This is a genomic window from Rahnella sp. RcJ3 (genome assembly GCF_009498575.1).
GTDB classification, from domain to species: domain Bacteria; phylum Pseudomonadota; class Gammaproteobacteria; order Enterobacterales; family Enterobacteriaceae; genus Rahnella; species Rahnella aceris.
The window spans coordinates 67212-86244 of the sequence record NZ_QSNX01000004.1 but is presented as its reverse complement, the minus strand read 5'-3'; the positions used below and the strand labels follow the sequence as shown (position 1 = coordinate 86244).

Sequence of the window (19033 nt, the reverse complement as noted above, 5' to 3'; positions counted from 1 at the left end):
ACTGTTACCTGAATCATTATTTTCGCGCCAATCTGACGGTACTGCCGCCCTGATGACCGGCCGGACTCAATTTCGCCTCATGACAATCTCCGGTCAGGCGTGTATTTTTTCGCTGTTCTGTTACGTGCTCAAAATCTTCTTTTTTCAGATGCATCGGGGTGATGGGCATGCCGTAGAAATCACGGGTGGGCCCGGTGATTTTTCCACCCAGCTCGCTGATGATCCTGACCGTGGAATCCCGCGCCTCCATTATCACGTTATCTGTTTCTTCAAGCATCTCCGTCAGGGAAACCCGCGCCAGTTGCCTGCCGATGCCCATCCCGCGATAACAAGGATTAACGGCAAACCTTCCCCAGTGCCATTCGTTATTTTCCTGCCAGCAGGCGACAGTGCCCAGAACATATTCTCCCGAGCGAACTATCCAGCATTTAGTTTTAAGCTCTGCGGGTAACAGAATAAGCGCCTGCGGAATATTCTGTTCCTGCGAAAAAGTCTCCATTAAGAGTTTTGTCACTTCGGGAAGGTAATTACTGCGCATAATTTCAATTTGTATTCTTTGCGGATGACGTGCGGCATTCCGCCGGAAAGTATTTATTCTCAACGCACGTAACCCATTAATTATTTCCTGCGCTTGCTGTAATTCCATTGCATTTTGAACAAATGAAAATTCATTATCCGCCGAAGCATCAGCCGCGGCTAAACACTGCGCACCTGCCGTCGTCAGCTGAAAACTTTTTTGCCGCTTGTCTCTCTCTCCGGTGACCGGTTCAACATAATTTTTTCCGGCCAGCACGTTCAGCGTACGGCTTAGCGAGGCCTTATCCATGCTCAGTTGCAGGCATAACTCAGCAAAAGACGTCACGCCGTTCTTTGAAAGATAGGTCAGCAGATGCGCCTGCGTAAGAGATAAACCCGAGCGAAAACAGTTTTTATCCAGCAACCCGAGCTCCCTGACAAGGTAACGCAGCTCGGTGCGAATCGAATGAATGGCCGTCATTTTTAACTCTGTTAGTTGATAGTATCAACGAAATTAAACAGCTTCCGCCATTCTGTCAACCCTGAACTACATCCCTCAATCCACTCATACACTACCGTTCAATTCTGAGCCGCTGCGCCTGCACTTATCTGGCATTACGTTAACGAGATGAATAACCTGAATTAATAAGAAGAAAATGATTATAAAAACCCGGCAATACAAATCATAGCCTTCAGGCATACTTGCCAGAGCCATTATTTTTAATTATTGAACATACATCACTTCTGTTTTTGGGATTTTTAAGTAGACTTGCGCGATCTTTAAATTTAACTTAAGTCAAATTATATTTTCATTCATGCCGCTAATGATTTAACACAATGGATTCATTTCATAACCAGTAAACAGGGTGTCGATTAACCAGCCACATGCTGCGTTGTGTCAAAGGGAATTAAAAAATGAGCATTCAGGAATATATTATTGCAGGCAGTAAATTACCGGTCCACAACCATTATCAGTTGCGTCTTAAAAGACTGGAATCCCAACAGCCCGGCGTCGATATTTCGGTGCTCAAATTCGGCGGCAGCGAGGCCATCAGCGATATTCTGCGCTATGAGATAGCGTTTACCAGCACGGTGAAAGATATTCCCGCCCGGCACATCATCAATTATTCCGCGCTGTTCCTGATGTACCCCGACGGCAAGCCGTGGGAATCGGTTAAGCCGCGCATCATCCCCGGTGTGATCACCCAGTTTCGCCAGTGCAGCACTTCTGCTGATGAAACCCGTTACGTCGCCACGCTGGAGCACCGCGTCACCCGCTTAAATCAGGGCAGCAATAACGCGATTTACCAGAACGACAGCATCATCAGCATGACCGAAAACACCTTCCTGCGTTACAACATGGACCGGCTGGATTTTCGGTTTGCGCTCAATGACCAGTACCCGCTGAAAAAATTCATGATGCAGTTCGGTGAAAGCGAATACGCCCATATTGCGCGACGCCTGGCAGACAGCGGCATCTCGTACTTCTTCGAATATGACGAAGAGAACAACTGCGACGTCATGGTCCTGGCCGACCATTCTTACGCCTGGCCGGAACCGGTTGAGATCCCGTTTCGCAACCCGGCGGGACTTTTTGACGGCGGCCTGGAATCAGTCTGGGAGATGTCGGTCAGCCGCAAGGCCATTCCGAAGTCAGTCACGGTTAACGACGACTATTACCCCGCTGCGCAAAGCGATATGACCGGCACGACGCAGACCAATCCCGATTATCCGGCGCTGGTCGCCGAAGATTACCGCTGGGGTGAGTACTATCCTGAGCCGGGCAAGGAATTCAGCAACGAGCCCGGACAGGGCATGTGGTACGCCAGACGCCGTCAGGAACGTTACCTCAGTGAGCAAATCACCTTTGAGGGCAAATCTAACTGCATGACGCTGCGTCCGGGGATGGTCATCACCACACCCGGCAAAGACTGGCCGGAAGCGCCGGACGGTCTCCTGATAGTTTCCACCAACTCTAAAAACGTCGCCCGCGATACGGCGTACTTCGTCACCTTCACCGCGGTTCCGCGTAATACTCAGCATCCGTACCGCCCTGCGTTGTTGCCGTGGCCGACCGTCACCGGCACGCTGCCTGCCCGCATCTCCAGCGCGCATCCGGACGAACCTTACGCCCACATCAACGCCGACGGTTTGTACCGCGCCCAGTTTGGTTTCGACCGTACCGAATGGCAGAAAGGCTTTGAGAGCTGCTGGCTGCGTCTGGCCAAACCGTATTCCGGTGATACCTGCGGCTTCCATATGCCGCTGCTGGATTCCACCGGCGTGGCGATTGCCTTCGAAAATGGCGACGTTGACCGGCCTTATATCGCCTGTGCGCTGCATGATTCAACGCACCCGGATCATGTGGCGTTACCGAATTATAAGCGGAACGTCATACGCACTCCTTCTGGAAATAAGTTAAGACTTGATGATTCACGAGGCAAAGAACACATCAAGCTTTCCACACCGGCCAGCGGCAAAAGCCAGCTGAACCTGGGGGCGCTGGTCGATGACAAGCGCAAAGACCGCGGTCACGGCGCCGAACTGCGCACCGACGACTGGGTGGCCGTTCGTGGCGGCAAAGGGGTGTTTATTACCGCCGACGTGCAGGCGTCAGCCGGAGGTCAGCAACTGGACATGCAACAGGCCAAAGCACTTCTTTCCAGTGCGATGGTAGAAATGCAGAGCCTGTCGGCCAGTGCTCAACAGGCCCAGGCATTAGCGGCGGATATCGACCGGCAACAGACGCTGTTACAGCAGAAACTCGACAAACTTCAGCAAGCCGTTTTGCTTTTAAGCGCACCAAAAGGCGTCGGTATTGTCAGCGGGGACAGTATGCAATTGTACGCGGAAGACAGCCTGACGCTGACCGCCGGTAAGCAGGTGGATATCGGCGCGACGAAGAAATTCACCGTCGCCGCCGGTGATCAGATCAGCCTCTACAGCCGTCAGGGAACCAAAATATTTGCCGCCAAAGGCGACATTGACGTTCAGGCGCAGGGCGGGAAATTCACCACCTGGTCAACGGACGATACGCATATTGCCAGTGGCAAAAAAATGACGGTGACAGCACAGGACGAGCTGGTTCTGATCTGCGGCGGTGCCTACATCAAACTGAAAGGCGGTAACGTTGAAATTGGCGGGCCGGGGAAACTGCTGGTTAAAAATGGCGGCATCGTCAAGCAAGGCTCGGCCAGCATGCAGAGTGCGATGAAATCGTTCGAGCCCGAACAGTTCAATGAAGGATTTGTCGTTACTCATCCGCTCAACGGCAAGCCACTGGCTTCCCAGAAATATAAAATCACACTGGATGATGGACAGATCATTGAAGGGCTGACTGATGAAAAAGGCATGACCTCTCTCACTAAATCACAAGCCGCGCAGGATATGGTCATTTCGTTACTGGATGGCGAATAAGGATTTCAAGGAAAGAATATGAAAAAAATAACTAAATTAATCATCAGCGCGCTCAGTCTTTCTGTTGTGATAAGTGTGACAGGTTGTGCTGTTGGCCCCTGGGGAGGCCTCATTATAGGTAACCCTTTTTCCGGAATAGCGGAAGCTCGTCAGGCTAGAGAATATAATGAAAGGCAAGCAGAATTAAAGAAAGAAGCACTACAGAAAGAGCTATTGGCCGAAAAAACTTATGGGCCGCCACAGGTGATATATCGTATTGATAAAAAACGCTATATCACGCTTGAAAAGTATACCCATTGCGACAATGGTCAGATATTTTTTCATAATGATGAAAAAAATATAAAATTACCACTAGCGGTCTCATCGCGAAGCGTAATGAATTACAAAGGAAAATTCATCTGGGCAGCGAAGAGCGACAACATGCTGGCTTTTCCTTTAGTGAGAGGCGGCAACGATCATTGTAGTGACACTCTCAAAAACTGTGCTTATAGCATTCTATCAGCCAGTAACGATGGGGGGGAGAAATTTAGTGATATTATATTCGGTGCAAGTAATAGCTCAAACTCTAAAGAGTACACGGTTGTCCTTACAGATGATGCTATCTTCACCAAAAGAGACAAATATCCTACTGATAAATTTTCTGTCGATACAGATGGTAAATTTTATAATGTAAGGCAAGTCTGGGTCCAGGATGAACTTTATAAAGGCTTGTTGAAGTTCGGGGTGCCAAAAGATGTTTTAGCAAATAACCGAGTAGGTTATATACCTTCTTGGCTAAAAGCATTACACGATTACTCTGATATTCAAATTCATGAAGTTGATGTAAAGGCTCATACGTTGTTAAACCGACTCAATAACTCACCGACTTTAGAGAAATTACCTGATGAAAAGATCGGTAAATCAATAAGTAGTGAATTTACTTGCAATGATGCTCTGATACCGACTCAGCCTAAAAATCAAGGATGACCATGAAGAATCTAACTTTACTCGCAGGTGCATTAATATTTTCACTGACCAGCCTGAATGGCTGCGCCGTGACACCGCCTCCGGTGCAGACATCAACGCAGCCAAAAAAGCTGGCAGTACAACCCATCCATAACCCACCACAGGTGATTTATCGTATCGATAAAAATCGCTATCTCACGCTGGAGGATTATTCGAACTGCGATGATGGTTCGATTTATTATCGCAATGACAGCAAGAAGATAAAAACTAAACTCTGGTTCCTCTCTAAGGGAACGATGAACTATAAGGGCAAGTTTATCTGGGCAGCGAAAAACGACGACATGCTGGCGATTCCATTGGTGAGCGGTGATAACGCACCTTGTGGTGACCCATTAAGAGGCTGTGCTTACAGCATACTATCAGCCAGTAATGATGGTGGAAAAACATTTAATGATATAAAATTTAGAGCAACTGATAGCTCAGCTTCTAAAGATTACACAATCGTTATTTCTGATAATGCCATATATATTAAAAGCATCAACTATAATGCTGATAAATATGTACGCAATAACGAAGGTGCTTTTATACAACCAAGAGAATTATCAATTAACAACATTTTCTACAAAAAACTTTTGGCAATGGGAATACCTGATGATGCTTTAGATAAAAAAAATCTTTTGGATGTAAATGGGAGTTTATTATCAACTAAATATTCATATACTAATGAACAGCTTTCTGACTTGGGTAATAAGGTTAGTGCTTTATATTATGATATAAGAGATAATACTCCCCAAGATACAATCCCTAAATTGATGCCATTCCCTCAAAGCGCAACTCAATTTACCTGCAACACCGCATTGCTCCCTACTCAGCCTAAAAATCAAGGATGACCCATGTCTGAAGCCTATCAACACGATCAGCCTACTCGTTTACTGAACAGCGAGACGACTCCTAATGGTATTCAACAAGCCAGAAGTACCATGAGCCCCCAAAATGTTTGTGTTCGAGGGGAGGTAAGAAAAGGTGCCCAACTTCCAGGCTTGGTTATCTTTGTTCATGGCGTAAATTCTGAAGGCGAATGGTACCTCAAAGCAGAAGAGCATCTCTGCAAGGGTCTTAATCAGCGTCTTGGACTGGAGGGCTCTCCATTTAGTTTAAAACCTAATGCATATAATGAAGATAATACGTTTCCAGTAAAATTAACTCAGAAAGGCAGATCTCCTGTCATCCGTTTCTACTGGGGATATAGAGCACAACCCGGCACAGAAAAAGATTTTGTCATCCCACTGAGAACTGCAAAAGGCGACAGTTATACCGACCTCAGTGATCAACAAATTAAGAATGGTAATAACCGGTTTTTCTGGGGTGGAGGTCCTTTCCAGAACGGCTGCACATCACTTTATTCGCTGTGGAGCAAATATGGCTTCAGTAAATGGGTCAATAAAATCCCTATCCCCTTCAGTACGCAGTTTATCAATGAAGAAACTGACCGCCTTTTGGCAAACGCACCACCGCGTGAATATTATTCTCACGCTGCTGAACGACTGGCAAATTTGGTGAGAAAGATCCGCGAACTCAGCCCGACTGATACCGTAACTGTTATATCTCACAGCCAGGGCACTATGATTGCTACTGCCGCAGCGGCAATGGAGGGTGCCGCACCCGATGCGCTCTTTGTGATGAATTCTCCGCTCTGTCTGGAAAGCAAAGGGATGGACTATCTCTCCTATCCATTAGCGGAATGTATTTCTGAAGCCGCGAGACGCATCACCTTTGCTGACATTGTTGCAAAAGTGGCTGAAAACAAGGACCGGCTTAAGAACGCCAACCCGAAGAAACTCGTCTGTGGTCTTGATGGTGCATGCGAGAACTGGCAACCGGATGGGGAAACCTCCAATCCGGATGTTCCTGAGCGGGACAATCACGGACGCACGTATATTTATTGCAGCCCACATGATCGGGTAATGGGGTCGTCACCCTTATTGAGTATTGGCTGGCAAGGGCTTCCTAATACGAAAGCCAGCAACTATACCCAGCCACACCCTGTCTTTGCGATGGTGCCGGAAAACTCACTTTTTGTGCGCATGCTCGCCCGTAATATGGCTTGTGGCGAAGCACCTAATCCGCAAACACCGTTCGGTACGTTGCCAGATATGAGCAGGGACTGGAAGCCGAATGGCGGTAAGACATTCTGGGACAGCAATGATTCTGTGTTTAGTCGCCAGGCATGGCCTAATCCTGACCCAAACCAAAAGCTGTTCATCAATGCCGAGCAGGTCCCTCTGCAAATAACAGCGGAGCAGTTGGCTGATTTCGATAAAGACCGTAAACATATTAAAGATTTGCCCGCCGATAAAGCAGCACATTCTATCTATTTGGCTGATAAAAATTATGACAGTTATGGTTATAGCTGGAGCACCAATGCCCCGGAAACAGGGAAGCCCAACGACAATACCTACAAATATTATATCAAGCTGTATGGCTTCAATGAGCGCAAAACCTTCCCTGTGCCACCAGGCTCAGGCTCTCCTTACGATAAACGGAATGTTGACAGGGAAAGCGTTGAACAGATGCGAACGCGCATAAGCCAGTATATTTCCCGGCCTGCCGATCACAGTGATTTACCCCAAAATCCGCTGTTCCTTCAGCAGGTAATGGCCTACGACTTGCCTATTGGATTCTGTAACATCGGACAAAACGAAACACAGATGCAGATGCTGCGCGATATGGCTGACTGGACACATATTGGATCCGATGATTACTACCAAACAGGCACTTTCACGCCACCTCCGCTGCCGCCCATTATCCGTAAAGACGTGGATGCCGATGCCCAGCAACGTTATGACGCGGCGGTGAAAAAGGCCGAGGCTGACAATATCGCGTTAGTCCGGGCACAGAAACCGCAGGGAGAACTCGCATGAAAAATGTCGTAGTTCTTGGAGATAAAACTTCCCACGGCGGCGCTGTGATTTCTGCTTCATCGACGTTTGAGATTGAGGGCAAAAATGCTGCACTGTTAAATGACAGCGTGAGCTGCCCTGAACACGGCCCGAACCGCATTATCGAATTCGAGCCGGGTTATGAGGAGCAGGGAAAAGGGATTGTGGTACATCTCTGCAAAACTGAATGTGGGTCGGTAGTATATGCCAGCTTCCCTGACGCAGGGTTCGAATAATGGGCTGGTCAGTTCCTCAGGCTGAACCTCAGCAAAAGCCACCTGCGTGGTCACCGTGGGTGTGCGTGTTTATTTTTCTGCTGGCTTTTGCACTGGCTTTAGTCTGGGTCGTGCTCGATACGCCATCAACCGGGTTGTATCCGTTGTCTTCAGGTCATTATCTGCCGCTGACCGGCTTCACATTGGTTGGGATCCTGTCTTGCCTGTCGCTTTATCTCCTGATATGGGAGGCCGGTGCGCTGATGTATTACAGCTGGATGCACTGGCAGGCAAATACATATGCGGCGTGGCAAAACTGGACCCATCAGCATCTGCATATCGTTGATAGCGTGAACTTCACCACCCGTCTGGATTTATACCCACAGGTCGCGGGCCTCTCCCGTCCAGAAGGCGATAACGAGGAACCTGCCGTGTTGCTGTTTCCTGAGGACGAGGCGCCGCCGGGTATTTATCGCTTTGAAATCATCTGCCGCCATATCCTGACATCGTTTGAAGACGCCATTAAAGCGCTGAATCTGCCAAAACAGGTAACGTTCAGACTCTTTGTGCAGACGCAGACGGAGGTGACCGAAACACACGTTCTCTACCTCGGAGAGCTCTGGCAAACGCTTTATCCCGGATACTCGTTACAGGTAAACCCTGTCCGCCCGCAGGCGTCTCTGGAAACTGTGGAAACCTGCTTAGACGCACACACGCCCTGTCTCGTTATTGCGATGCAGTATTACGACGGCGTGGAGGAAAAGCCTCTCAGCGAAATAGCGACTGGCCTGCTGCTCTCCCCCGCCGACTTGCTTAGACCAGATACCCTGCAAAATGCCCCGCAGCTCTTCAGAGCCATGCCGTTAAATCTGAAAAAACTGCCCGAAGATTTGCTGGAACTGCGAGACATGACGCAGCAGCCGACAGAGTCTCTTCGCCTGCTGCGGTTCTCCGGGCTGACCGACACCCTGCGTCAGAAGCTCAATACCGTCGTCCATGACGTGAAATTACCGCTGCGCAAAGAAGCCCCTATGGGCGGGCAGCTGGATTTCGACAAAGGCTGCGGGATGTATGGATCATTTTCAGGCTGGCTGATGATCGGCGCCGCCGCTGATATGATTAAGCGCGGTCAGGGCAGCCAGTGGGTATTGGCCGCCGCAGAAGAGTCAGCCTGGGCAGTCGTTGTCGGGAGTCAAGCGCCGGTTCAGGCTGACTATCACAGCCAGTTACCCCGCGATGTCTACCCTGCAGGATGCCTGGTCGCTTCACTACTGTTCAATCTGGTGTTGTTCTGGTCCCTCGGCAATGCCTTCCCGGACTGGCTGTTTTCTTTCTGGGGCGCGTTCACGCTGATCCTGACACTGGTTGTCACAATGATTGGCAGCGCCGTGGGCCTGCGGATCGTGTTAAATCGCCTGCTTGAGCCGCACTTTATCCGTTCTGCGCAGCAAGGAAGCTGATTGTGAAGAAATTCATTAAGCCACTGGGAATACTGTTCCTGCTGCTGGCCGTTGTAGTCGCGATTATCAGTATGTTCCGGCAATACGGCGTGTTTTCTTCGTCCTCAAAGGACTCCGGCATTTTAATGACCGTTCTGGTCATCACGCTGATTGTCGCGCTGATTGCCCTGTCATTTACCCTCGTCACCACATCGGCCAGCTGGCGGGTTCCTGTGCGCCCCAAATTCGCATCGAAGGGTACAGAATCAGAGCGGCCCCTTCAGGCGTCCATTGATGTTGGCCGGTTAAAATCTGCCCTCAGGCATCGCTACAGCCAGCACTGGAAACGCAAACTCCCCTGGCTGCTGGTGATGGGTGAAGTGACCGATGTTGAAGCGGTCGCGCCGGGACTGACTCAATCTGGCTGGATGACCGTCGGCAATACCCTGCTGTTATGGGGTGGCTCACTGACGGCGGGCGGTAACCTGGCAGACCTTCAGGCTTTACGTCGTCTGCGTACTCACGCCCCTGCTGATGCGCTGATCTGGGTCAGCCATGAGGCGCAATATACCAAGGCGGCGCAAGCTGATTCCGTGCTTCGTGGTTATGAAATTGTCCGCCACCGGCTGCGCTGGGAGCTGCCGGTGTATCTGCTGGACCGGCGCGAACTGACCTGGCCGCAACCCGAACGGCCGGTGCAGCTGGTCGGTGTGTTCGGGAACAAAAGGCTGACACCGGAGTCTTTATCGTCTTCTGTCGATTCACTGCTTCCCGAACTTCGCGCACAGGGCATGGCACAAATCAGCGGAAACCTGAGCCATGCGTTTTTGCTGCAACTGGCCGTGATTTAAAAGCCCGCCTGACCGGTTGGACGGATGCATTCAAACCGCTGCTCAGTGGCTATTTTCAGCTGCCGCTTTACGGCGTGGCGTTTTCACCGGCGCTGACGTTACGCGCCTACAGCCCGCATGAACGTGCGGATTCTCCGGTCTGGCGGGAATTGTCTGCCGGCATTCACCGCCGCGCCGGTCGTCCGGTTGGGGTAACGGCGCAAACAGTGGCGAAGTGGAGTGCCGCGACCGCGATGCTGGTATTGGCCATCGGTACAATCGTGTCCGGCATCAGCAATTACCGGCTGGTGACCGGCAGTGCGGAGCAGGTACAACAGGCGAAAACCTCGCCCTCGCCTGCGGTCTTGTCTTCGCTGCAACATAGGGTGCAAACCTTACTGGCTCAGCAGGAACAGGGCACGCCGCTGTATCGCCGGTTCGGTCTGGACATAACGGGTTCGCTGCTTCCTGCCCTCTGGCCGCAATACTCGGCGCTGGCCCATCGGCTTATCGTTCAACCGGCCGAAAAGCAGCTTAGTGCGGCGCTGATGTCACCCACGCCGTCCTACGATGCCCTGAAAACCTACCTGATGCTGGCCCAGCCCGACAAAACCACCGGCGCAGAGGCGCAGCGCTATTTAACGCAACAGCTGACGCCGTTGCTGAAAAACGTCGCGCCGCAGGATATCGCTTTTATGACCGCGCAGTTCGCCCGGCATCCTGACTGGAAAATCCAGCCTGACAGCGCGGCGGTCACGCAGGCGCGGGCGGCCTTGCTGAACGCCATGAGCGGCGCGGACGCAGAACAAAAACTTTATGGTTCCCTGATTGACCGCACCTCACGTAACTTCGCGAATTTGTCGCTGACGCAGTTGCTTGACGGTCAGGAGACCGGCGGAATGTTTACTCTCGACGCCGACGTACCAGGCAGCTTTACCCGCCAGGCGTACGAAGGCGCCATCGCGCCGGAGATTGCCGCACTGGTCACACAGCGTCAGGAACAGGTCGGGTGGGTACTGGCCGAGCCTGGGCATCAGGTGGAAGCGTCACTCTCCCCCGCCGCGCTGGGTGAACGGTTAACGGCGCGCTATTTTGCCGAGTACGGCACCGCGTGGCAGAAAACGCTTAACCAGCTGAAGCCGCATACGGCGGCGAATCCGGCAGAGCAGCTGGCACTGGCTTCTGACGTCAGCCGGTCGCCACAGATAGCGCTGATGAAACAGCTGGCCTGGCAGGGACTGGCGGGCAGCCCGAACGAACGACGCAGTGAGCTGATTCCTGCCCTGCAGCCGGTGTTTGGCGGCATCGTCTCGATGGCGACCGGTGCCAGTAAAGGGAACGGTATTACGCTGTCGGGCTGGCGGTCACAAACCGCAGGGCTGCGCGACAAGATGCGCAACCTGTCGGCGGCCACCGGCGGCACGGCGGCACTCTCGCAGTCGGTATTTCGCGGGACACAGATTGATAACGCGGTTTCTGAGTTGCCCGCCCGTCTGCGTGCCCAGCTGGGCAGCGGCTGGCAACCGATGGCACAGGCGCTGTTTTTGGCGCCGCTCAGCCAGACATGGAAAGGCGTGATGACCACCGGCGTAAAAGGGATGGATGCGCAGTGGCAGCAGGAGATTGTCGCGGTCTGGCACAAAGAATTCGATAACACCTTCCCGTTCACCGACAGTCCGAAAGACGCGTCGCTGGCGGCGCTGAACGATTTTATCAATCCGCAGACCGGCCTGATTGCCGGTTTCATCCGCGAGCGTCTGAACGGCGTGCTGGAGTACAAAGACAACCGCTGGCAGAAGGCCGACAAACTGCCTCCGGGACTGACGGTGAACGCCGCGTTTCTCAGTAAGCTAAACCAGCTCGACCGCCTGGGTCACGCGCTTAACGATACGGGCTGGGGATTTCGTTTCAGGCTGCAGGCGGGCACGGCCAGAGACGTGGTGCAGACCGAACTGAGCATCGACGGCCAGAAGCTGTTGTACTTCAATCAGATGCCGTTATGGCAGGACATTCAGTGGCCGGGCGACACTTACTATCCCGGTGCATCGCTGGTGTGGACCAGTGTCCATGCCGGTGCGCGGCTGTATTTTGATACGCCGGGCACCTGGGCATTTTACCGGCTGCTGAAGAAGGCCAAAATTACGCCGGTGGACAACACACATTATCTGGTGGTCTGGACCGCCGGAGACGGCCTGCCGCTCAATTACCGCCTGGCCTTTGTCGCAGGTAATAATCCGGTCAGCCTGCTGAAACTTGATGGTTTCAGATTACCTACCACGATTTTCCGATAACGCAGGCACCGACATGGAAGACGATTTCTTAAAATATTTTGACGGCGAAATGCGCTACCTGAAGGAAGCCGGGCTGGAGTTTGCGAAAGAGTTCCCGGAGCTGGGACGCGCGTTAGGTCTGGACGGCAGTCCGGTACCGCGCGATGACTCCGTCGAACGGCTGTTTCAGGGCTTTTCGCTGATGATGGCCAAGCTGCGTCAGAAGATAGATGACGATATTCCCGAGCTGACTGAGCCTCTGCTCTCGCACCTGCTGCCGGTGATCAACCGCACGCTGCCCTCCACGGCAGTGGTCGAACTGACACCGGTCGCGCCGGAGCTGCATGTGCGCGAAGAGGTGTTGCCCGCTGAAAGCGATTTGTTAACCCAGCCACTGGGCAACGACCGTCAGCGCTGCGTTTATCGCACCACCCGCGACCTGAAAGTCCATCCGTTTGCGCTTGATAACGTCTCGTTATTCACCCTGCCCGAAGGCCAGCAGGCGCTGAAACTGCGCTTCACCCTGCCCGCCCTCACTGAAATCCGCCGCGCCGACTGGCAAAACATCAGCCTGTATCTCAACGGCGACCGCGTGCTGCAGTCTGCGCTGTATCTGGCTCTCAGCCGTCAGGTAAAGCGGGTTAACGTGCGGTTCTGGCAGGAATCGACAGAGCTGACGCCTGTAGACGTGCAGTTTGTGCCGCGCTGGCAGGCAGAAAACGACGCCTCAATCTGGCCGGAGAGCGACAGCCCGGCCCTGTGCGGCGAGGTGCGCCCGTGGCTGGAATATTTCACTTCACCGGCGCGTTATTTCTTTATGCAGCTGCGCGGGCTGGAAACCCTGACCTTTCCGCCGGACACCACCTCGTTTGATATCGAGGTGACGCTCAGCGAACGCTGGCCATACGATCTGGCCGTGCCGCCGGACGCCATCCGCATGCACTGCGTGCCGGTGATCAACCTGTTCCGCCTGCTGGCCCAGCCGCTGTCCGTGACCGCCGCAGTCAGTGATTACCGCCTGCGACCGCACCGCCTCAGCGACGGCCACACTGAAATCTATGCGGTCAATGACGTCGCAGAAGTGACCGAGGACAACACAGAGTTCAGCTACGTGCCCTACAGCCAGTTCCGCCAGAAAGGCGGCATGCTCCAGTATAAGAAAAACTGGCCCGACCGTTATTACCACACCCGTATGTACCGGGGGACTTCCGGGCTGAACGAGACCATTTTAATGCTCGGAGGGCGTACTCACGAGGCGCAGAACGGCCTGAAGATGCGCCTGAACATGACCTGCACCAACGGCGCGTACCCGCGCATGGCGTTACAGGAGAGCGTATTCGACGGTGAGACCGCCCCGGGTAATCTTGAGCTGAAGTGTGCGACCCGCACGCGTCCCTCCATGCCGCATTACCCGCCGACCGCTGAACTTTACCAGTGGCAGGTGCTGTCACTGCTGCATCCGCAGGCCATCGCCGGTCTGATGGAAATCGACACGCTGCGTCACGCGCTCAGCCTTCTGGACTGGACGCATGACCCGGACAACGCGCGCCGCATTGCGGGCATTACACAGGTGAGCTATACGCCGTCGCACTACCCGGCAGAAGGCTGGCACGGCGTGGCTATCCGCGTAATGCTGGATGAACATCAGTTCTGCGGCCAGGGCGACGCCCTGCTGTTTTGCGAGGTTCTGGAGCAGTTCTACACCCAGTACGCCGATATCCGCCGGTTTATACAGCTGACGGTGACACTCAGTCAGTCCGGGACAAAATGGGCATGGCCGGAACGCCGCCTGACGCGGGTGTTGTTTTGATGACGCCGGATGATTTTGATGACCATGCAGAAAAGAAAGAGAACGCCCTGAAGGAATTCTGGCGGGACAAGGACGGGAACGACCGGGCGCACGCCTTTAACTTCTACCGTTTCTGCCAGTTGCTGGAGAAACAGCTCTCGGATAAGAAACCGTTAGGCAGCACCTTCTCGCCGAAAAACGACGCGGTGCGTTTTCGTCCGCATCCGGGGATGGGTTTTCCGGTCAGCGAGCTTAAAGCCGTCGAAACGAGCGAAGTACGCCCGGACGCGCCGCCGACGGTGCGCACCACCTTTATGGGGCTGTACGGCGTGGATTCGCCGCTGCCGACCGGCTACATCGATGACATCACCCAGCGGCGCGAAGGTCACGAGGCGCTGGAAGCCTTTTTAGACATCTTCAACCACCGGATGATGACGCAGTTTTACCGCATCTGGCGAAAGTACAATTATCCCGCCACCTTTGAAGACGGCGGTACCGACAAAACGTCGCGCAGCCTGATGGCCCTGACCGGCATCACCGACAGCGGCGACGTGCCCGCCTCGCGATTGCTGGCGTTATTGCAGCCGCTGGTCAGAACTACCCGCACGGCGGAAGGTATCACCAGCTTGATCCGCTCGCAGGCACCCAACACGCAGGTCACCGTAAAACCGCATAAGGTCACGCGGATACCCGCCGGCAAACGTGCTAGATTCTCTTTCTCAGCTCAGCAACGCCTGGGCGACCATCTGGTTCTCGGCAGTGAAACCTCGGATGCCAACTACTGCATTGGCGTGGAGATGTTTACCGAAGACCCAACTGAGGCCAACGGCTGGCTGCCCGGCGGTCAGTTGCGGGAAGACGTCTTTACCCTGCTGCGCGTCTATCTGGGGTGTGACTACGACACCAGCCTGACGCTGACTATTCCGATGAAGCTCGCACCGCTGCCGCTTCTGGGCGATCGCACTCTGTTCGCGGGTTACAACGTGGTGCTGGGATTGCGGGAAGATAATCTGGATAAAATGCCGGAGCAGGTGACGATGAAACTGGGCAGGATCAGGGATAAGAGGTAAAAAGGCCGCTGCATCACTGCCGCTACAGTGGCCTTTTCTCCTTCCTATAGCATCACTTTTGCCGCCATTTCCCGGCTGTAGTCACGGCTGGCATCGACCAGCACACGGGTGTAATCATCCCGGATATCGCCGCGCAGCAAGGCATCAGTGTCCAGCGTTTCGAGGATTTTGCCGTATTTCATTACTGCAACACGCTGGCAAAGATGGGCGATAACCCCCAGATCGTGTGTCACCATCAGATACGTCAACCCTTCCTCTTTTTGAAGATCGAACAGCAAATTAAGTATTTCCGCCTGCACGGAAACATCCAGCGCAGACGTGGGTTCATCGAGCAGCAGAACACGCGGTTTAAGGATCAGCGCCCGCGCAATCGCCACGCGCTGGCGCTGACCGCCGGAAAGCTGATGCGGATAGCGGCTGCGGAATGCGCGGTTCAGACCGACTTTTTCCAGAATGGTGTTAATCCGCTGCTCCCGCTGGTCGATACGGTGGATTTGCAACGGTTCTTCCAGAATATCGCCGATAGTATGGCGCGGATGAAGTGAACCATACGGATCCTGAAACACCATCTGCACCAGTCTGCAACGCTCGCGGCCAATGCGGTGCTCAAGCTGCTGGCCGTCGATTTCCAGCTCGCCCTTCCAGTGAGTAAACAATCCCGCCAGACATTTCAGCACCGTGGTTTTACCGGAACCGGATTCGCCCACCAGCCCGAAAATCTCACCTTCACGCACGGCAATATTCACATCGGTCAGCACCTGCGTGGTCTTCGCACCCTCACCGAAACTCAGGTTCAGGTTGCGCACGTCTATCATCGTTTTCTGTGGCATACGTGCTCCTTAATCGGTCAGCCAGCTGGCCTGACGCTGCATCACCGGCAGCGGATAACGGCGGTTATCCATGTCCGGCAGCGCGTTCAGCAGACCACGGGTGTACGGATGCTGCGCGTTATCCAGATCGGTTGCGGCAATGGATTCGACAATGCGCCCGGCGTACATCACCAGCACGCGGTCGCAGAAACTGCGCACCAGATTGATGTCGTGACTGATAAATATCAGCCCCAGACCGCGGGTTTTCACCAGGTCATCAAGCAGCGCCAGCACCTGCAAACGCACGGACACATCAAGCGCCGATGTCGGCTCATCGGCAATCACCATTTCCGGGTCAGTGATCAGCATCATCGCGATCATGATGCGCTGCCCCTGTCCGCCGGAAATCTCGTGCGGATACAGACCGTATACACGTTCAGGTTCGCGGATACGCACCACGTCGAGCATGTTCAGCACTTTGCTTTTGGCATCGTTATAGGAACATTTGTGGTGCGAACGCCACGCTTCGGCAATCTGATCGCCGACGCACAGCACCGGATTCAGCGAATATTTCGGGTCCTGCATAATCATTGAAATCCGCTTACCGCGCACCTGTCGCATCTGCGCCGGGCTGGCGTGCAGCAAATCCACATCGGCGAACTGCATTTTGCTGGCGGTGATACGCGCTTTCGACGGATGCAGATGCAGCAGCGCACGCCCCACGGTGGATTTACCCGATCCGGATTCACCGACTATCGCCAGTTTTTCGCGCCCGAGCTGGAAAGACACGCCGCGTACTGCCTGCGTGACCTGACGGCCATTCACAAAGCTGACGTGCAAATCCTGCACATCGAGTAACGCCGGAGCGTCAGTCATTTCGGGGATCGAGAATGTCACGAAGGCCATCTCCTAAGAAGTTGAACGCCAGGCTGTTAATCAGGATCGCCAGACCGGGAATAGTCGCCACCCACCAGCACTCCATCATGTAAGTACGGCCGCTTGATATCATTGCGCCCCACTCCGGATCCGGCGGCTGGGCGCCAAGCCCGAGGAAACCCAGACCGGCTGCGGTCAGGATAATCCCCGCCATATTCATGGTGATACGGATGATCACCGACGGCAGGCACAGCGGCACAATGTGACGCCACAACACCCGCAGCGGACTCGCGCCCTGCAAACGTACCGCTGAGATAAAGTCAGCCTGTCGCAGCGAGAGCGTTTCGGCCCGCGCCAGACGCGCAATCGGCGGCCAGGCGGTGAGCGTAATCGCGATCACCACATGTTCCAGCCCCGGCCCGAGTGCCGCGACAAATGCCAGCGCCAGCACCAGACTCGGAAAAGAGATGAAGATGTCAGTGACGCGCATCAGCACCATGTCGGTTTTCCCGCCGAAATAACCGGCGGTAACGCCAAGCAGCAAACCGAGCGGCCCGACGGTGACCGACACCAGCAACACGATGTACAGCGTGATACGCGAGCCATACACCAGACGGCTGAAGATATCGCGGCCAAACTCGTCAGTGCCGAACCAGTGCGCCGCCGACGGCGGGCTGAGCGCATTGTTTAAATCCTGCACCAGCGGGTGAAACGGTGCGATCCACGGCGCAAAAACCGCCACAATCATCAGCACCAGAACAATCGCGCCACCGATGGCGGTCAGCGGATTACACGCCATCTGCCACAGAAAATGGCCCGCCCGGCCAAACGCCCTTTTCACGCGCTGACGTTTTTCGTCGCCCGCGCTGAGCGTGACGGAATCAAGGGAAATCGTCATACTTTTGTCCTCGGGTCAAAGACCTGATACAGCAGGTCAGAGAGCAAATTCAGCACCACGAAAATCATACCCACCACCAGCACACAGCCCATCACCGCATTCATATCGCCCAGCATCAGGCTGCTGGTGAGATACGAACCGAAGCCCGGCCAGGAAAACACGGTTTCGATCAGCACCGCGCCTTCCAGCAGCGAGCCGTATGCCAGCGCCACTACAGTCAGCAACTGAACCAGAATGTTGCGGAACGCGTGATTCCACAGCACATGCCATTCGCTCAGCCCTTTCACGCGGGCGGTGATGATAAATTCCTGCGAAAGCTGCGCCAGCATAAAACTGCGGGTCATGCGGCTGATGTAGGCCAGCGAGTGAAAACCGAGCAGTGACGCGGGTAAAATCAGATGATTAAGCGCGTTGCGAAACACTTCCCAGTTGCCTGCGATCAGTGCGTCGATCAGCATAAAACCGCTGTGGCGGGTAACCTGTCCGTCGAGGCTGAAATCCAGCCGTCCGGCACCGCCGACCCAGCCCAGCCAGGCGTAAAACACCAGCAAGCCCATCATGCCGACCCAGAATATCGGGGTGGAATAACCCGCCAGGCTGATGATGCGCACCACATAATCCGCGATGCTGTTGCGTTTTGCCGCCGCCAGCACACCGAGCGGAATGCCGACGCCCGCACCGAGAATGATCGCCAGCGTCGCCAGTTCCATGGTGGCCGGGAACACGCGCAGAATGTCCTGCGTCACCGGTTTACCGGTCAGCAGCGCATTGCCCAAATCGCCATGCGCCAGCCCGGAAAGGTAAATACCGAACTGCGTCCACAGCGGTTTATCAAAGCCAAGCTGGTGGTAAACCTGCTCATAGGTGCTGTGGTCGGCGTCCGGTCCGACAATCGCCAGCACCGGATCCACCGGCATCACGCGGCCGATAAAAAACGTCAGCAGCAGCAGTCCGAACAGCGTGACCGCTACCTGCACCAGACGTTTGCCGATGCGCCCGGCAGGGAATGACATCCGCGCC

15 protein-coding genes are annotated in these 19033 nt (G+C 54.1%); 10 read left to right on the top strand and 5 right to left on the bottom strand.

Translation table 11 applies throughout. From position 1 onward, the window contains the following. Positions 1-16: 16 nt before the first annotated feature. Positions 17-997 (bottom strand): bifunctional helix-turn-helix transcriptional regulator/GNAT family N-acetyltransferase, encoded by a 981-nt coding sequence (locus tag DXU84_RS06860; RefSeq protein WP_153375195.1) that lies wholly within the window; start codon positions 995-997, stop codon positions 17-19. Positions 998-1431: 434 nt separating this feature from the next. Between DXU84_RS06860 and DXU84_RS06855 the strand changes: the two genes are divergently transcribed. From DXU84_RS06855 to tssG, 10 genes are all read left to right on the top strand, one after another. Continuing rightward, complete coding sequence (locus tag DXU84_RS06855; protein WP_153375193.1) at positions 1432-3933, top strand: type VI secretion system Vgr family protein; 2502 nt, start codon at positions 1432-1434, stop codon at positions 3931-3933. 18 nt (positions 3934-3951) lie between these two features. Further along, positions 3952-4899, top strand: coding sequence for a hypothetical protein (locus DXU84_RS06850; RefSeq protein ID WP_153375191.1), 948 nt, complete (start codon positions 3952-3954; stop codon positions 4897-4899). Between the two features lie 2 nt (positions 4900-4901). Beyond that, positions 4902-5768 carry a hypothetical protein gene (locus DXU84_RS06845; RefSeq protein WP_153375189.1) on the top strand — a complete coding sequence of 289 codons (867 nt, stop codon included), beginning with the start codon at positions 4902-4904 and terminating at the stop codon, positions 5766-5768. A gap of 3 nt (positions 5769-5771) precedes the next feature. Further along, complete coding sequence (locus tag DXU84_RS06840) at positions 5772-7799, top strand: hypothetical protein (protein ID WP_153375188.1); 2028 nt, start codon at positions 5772-5774, stop codon at positions 7797-7799. Then, positions 7796-8053, top strand: a complete 258-nt coding sequence (locus DXU84_RS06835; protein ID WP_153375186.1) for a PAAR domain-containing protein — start codon at positions 7796-7798, stop codon at positions 8051-8053. Before DXU84_RS06840 ends, DXU84_RS06835 begins: the two co-directional genes overlap by 4 nt. Beyond that, positions 8053-9492: a hypothetical protein gene (locus tag DXU84_RS06830; RefSeq protein WP_153375184.1), complete on the top strand. Its 1440-nt coding sequence runs from the start codon at positions 8053-8055 to the stop codon at positions 9490-9492. Before DXU84_RS06835 ends, DXU84_RS06830 begins: the two co-directional genes overlap by 1 nt. A 2-nt stretch (positions 9493-9494) precedes the next feature. Beyond that, entirely contained in the window at positions 9495-10322 is an 828-nt protein-coding gene (locus DXU84_RS06825) for a hypothetical protein (RefSeq protein ID WP_153375182.1), read from the top strand. 74 nt (positions 10323-10396) lie between these two features. Continuing rightward, positions 10397-12592, top strand: coding sequence for an ImcF-related family protein (locus tag DXU84_RS06820; RefSeq protein ID WP_153375180.1), 2196 nt, complete (start codon positions 10397-10399; stop codon positions 12590-12592). A gap of 13 nt (positions 12593-12605) precedes the next feature. Beyond that, a complete protein-coding gene (gene tssF, locus DXU84_RS06815) occupies positions 12606-14381 on the top strand; it encodes a type VI secretion system baseplate subunit TssF (RefSeq protein ID WP_153375178.1) in 1776 nt (591 codons plus the stop codon). Then, positions 14345-15430 carry a type VI secretion system baseplate subunit TssG gene (gene tssG, locus DXU84_RS06810; protein ID WP_153375176.1) on the top strand — a complete coding sequence of 362 codons (1086 nt, stop codon included), beginning with the start codon at positions 14345-14347 and terminating at the stop codon, positions 15428-15430. The genes tssF and tssG overlap by 37 nt, the downstream gene beginning before the upstream one ends. A 44-nt stretch (positions 15431-15474) precedes the next feature. On the opposite strand, the gene DXU84_RS06805 is transcribed toward tssG, so the two are convergent. Genes DXU84_RS06805 through DXU84_RS06790 form a run of 4 tightly spaced genes read right to left on the bottom strand, consistent with a single transcriptional unit; the run spans position 15475 to position 19026 of the window. After that, positions 15475-16245 carry an ABC transporter ATP-binding protein gene (locus tag DXU84_RS06805; RefSeq protein WP_037033214.1) on the bottom strand — a complete coding sequence of 257 codons (771 nt, stop codon included), beginning with the start codon at positions 16243-16245 and terminating at the stop codon, positions 15475-15477. A 24-nt stretch (positions 16246-16269) separates the two neighbouring features. After that, positions 16270-17136 (bottom strand): ABC transporter ATP-binding protein, encoded by an 867-nt coding sequence (locus DXU84_RS06800; RefSeq protein ID WP_112151589.1) that lies wholly within the window; start codon positions 17134-17136, stop codon positions 16270-16272. Further along, positions 17108-18013 (bottom strand): ABC transporter permease, encoded by a 906-nt coding sequence (locus DXU84_RS06795; RefSeq protein ID WP_013578055.1) that lies wholly within the window; start codon positions 18011-18013, stop codon positions 17108-17110. Before DXU84_RS06795 ends, DXU84_RS06800 begins: the two co-directional genes overlap by 29 nt. Next, a complete protein-coding gene (locus DXU84_RS06790) occupies positions 18010-19026 on the bottom strand; it encodes an ABC transporter permease (RefSeq protein ID WP_049804371.1) in 1017 nt (338 codons plus the stop codon). Before DXU84_RS06790 ends, DXU84_RS06795 begins: the two co-directional genes overlap by 4 nt. Positions 19027-19033: the final 7 nt, after the last annotated feature.

Coding starts and splice junctions, on each gene's coding strand:
- DXU84_RS06790 (WP_049804371.1), bottom strand. CDS start 19,026: ATGTCATTCCCTGCCGGGCGCATCGGCAAACGTCTGGTGCAGGTAGCG.
- DXU84_RS06845 (WP_153375189.1), top strand. CDS start 4,902: ATGAAGAATCTAACTTTACTCGCAGGTGCATTAATATTTTCACTGACC.
- DXU84_RS06850 (WP_153375191.1), top strand. CDS start 3,952: ATGAAAAAAATAACTAAATTAATCATCAGCGCGCTCAGTCTTTCTGTT.
- tssF (WP_153375178.1), top strand. CDS start 12,606: ATGGAAGACGATTTCTTAAAATATTTTGACGGCGAAATGCGCTACCTG.
- DXU84_RS06860 (WP_153375195.1), bottom strand. CDS start 997: ATGACGGCCATTCATTCGATTCGCACCGAGCTGCGTTACCTTGTCAGG.
- DXU84_RS06805 (WP_037033214.1), bottom strand. CDS start 16,245: ATGATAGACGTGCGCAACCTGAACCTGAGTTTCGGTGAGGGTGCGAAG.
- tssG (WP_153375176.1), top strand. CDS start 14,345: ATGGCCGGAACGCCGCCTGACGCGGGTGTTGTTTTGATGACGCCGGAT.
- DXU84_RS06830 (WP_153375184.1), top strand. CDS start 8,053: ATGGGCTGGTCAGTTCCTCAGGCTGAACCTCAGCAAAAGCCACCTGCG.
- DXU84_RS06840 (WP_153375188.1), top strand. CDS start 5,772: ATGTCTGAAGCCTATCAACACGATCAGCCTACTCGTTTACTGAACAGC.
- DXU84_RS06835 (WP_153375186.1), top strand. CDS start 7,796: ATGAAAAATGTCGTAGTTCTTGGAGATAAAACTTCCCACGGCGGCGCT.
- DXU84_RS06855 (WP_153375193.1), top strand. CDS start 1,432: ATGAGCATTCAGGAATATATTATTGCAGGCAGTAAATTACCGGTCCAC.
- DXU84_RS06795 (WP_013578055.1), bottom strand. CDS start 18,013: ATGACGATTTCCCTTGATTCCGTCACGCTCAGCGCGGGCGACGAAAAA.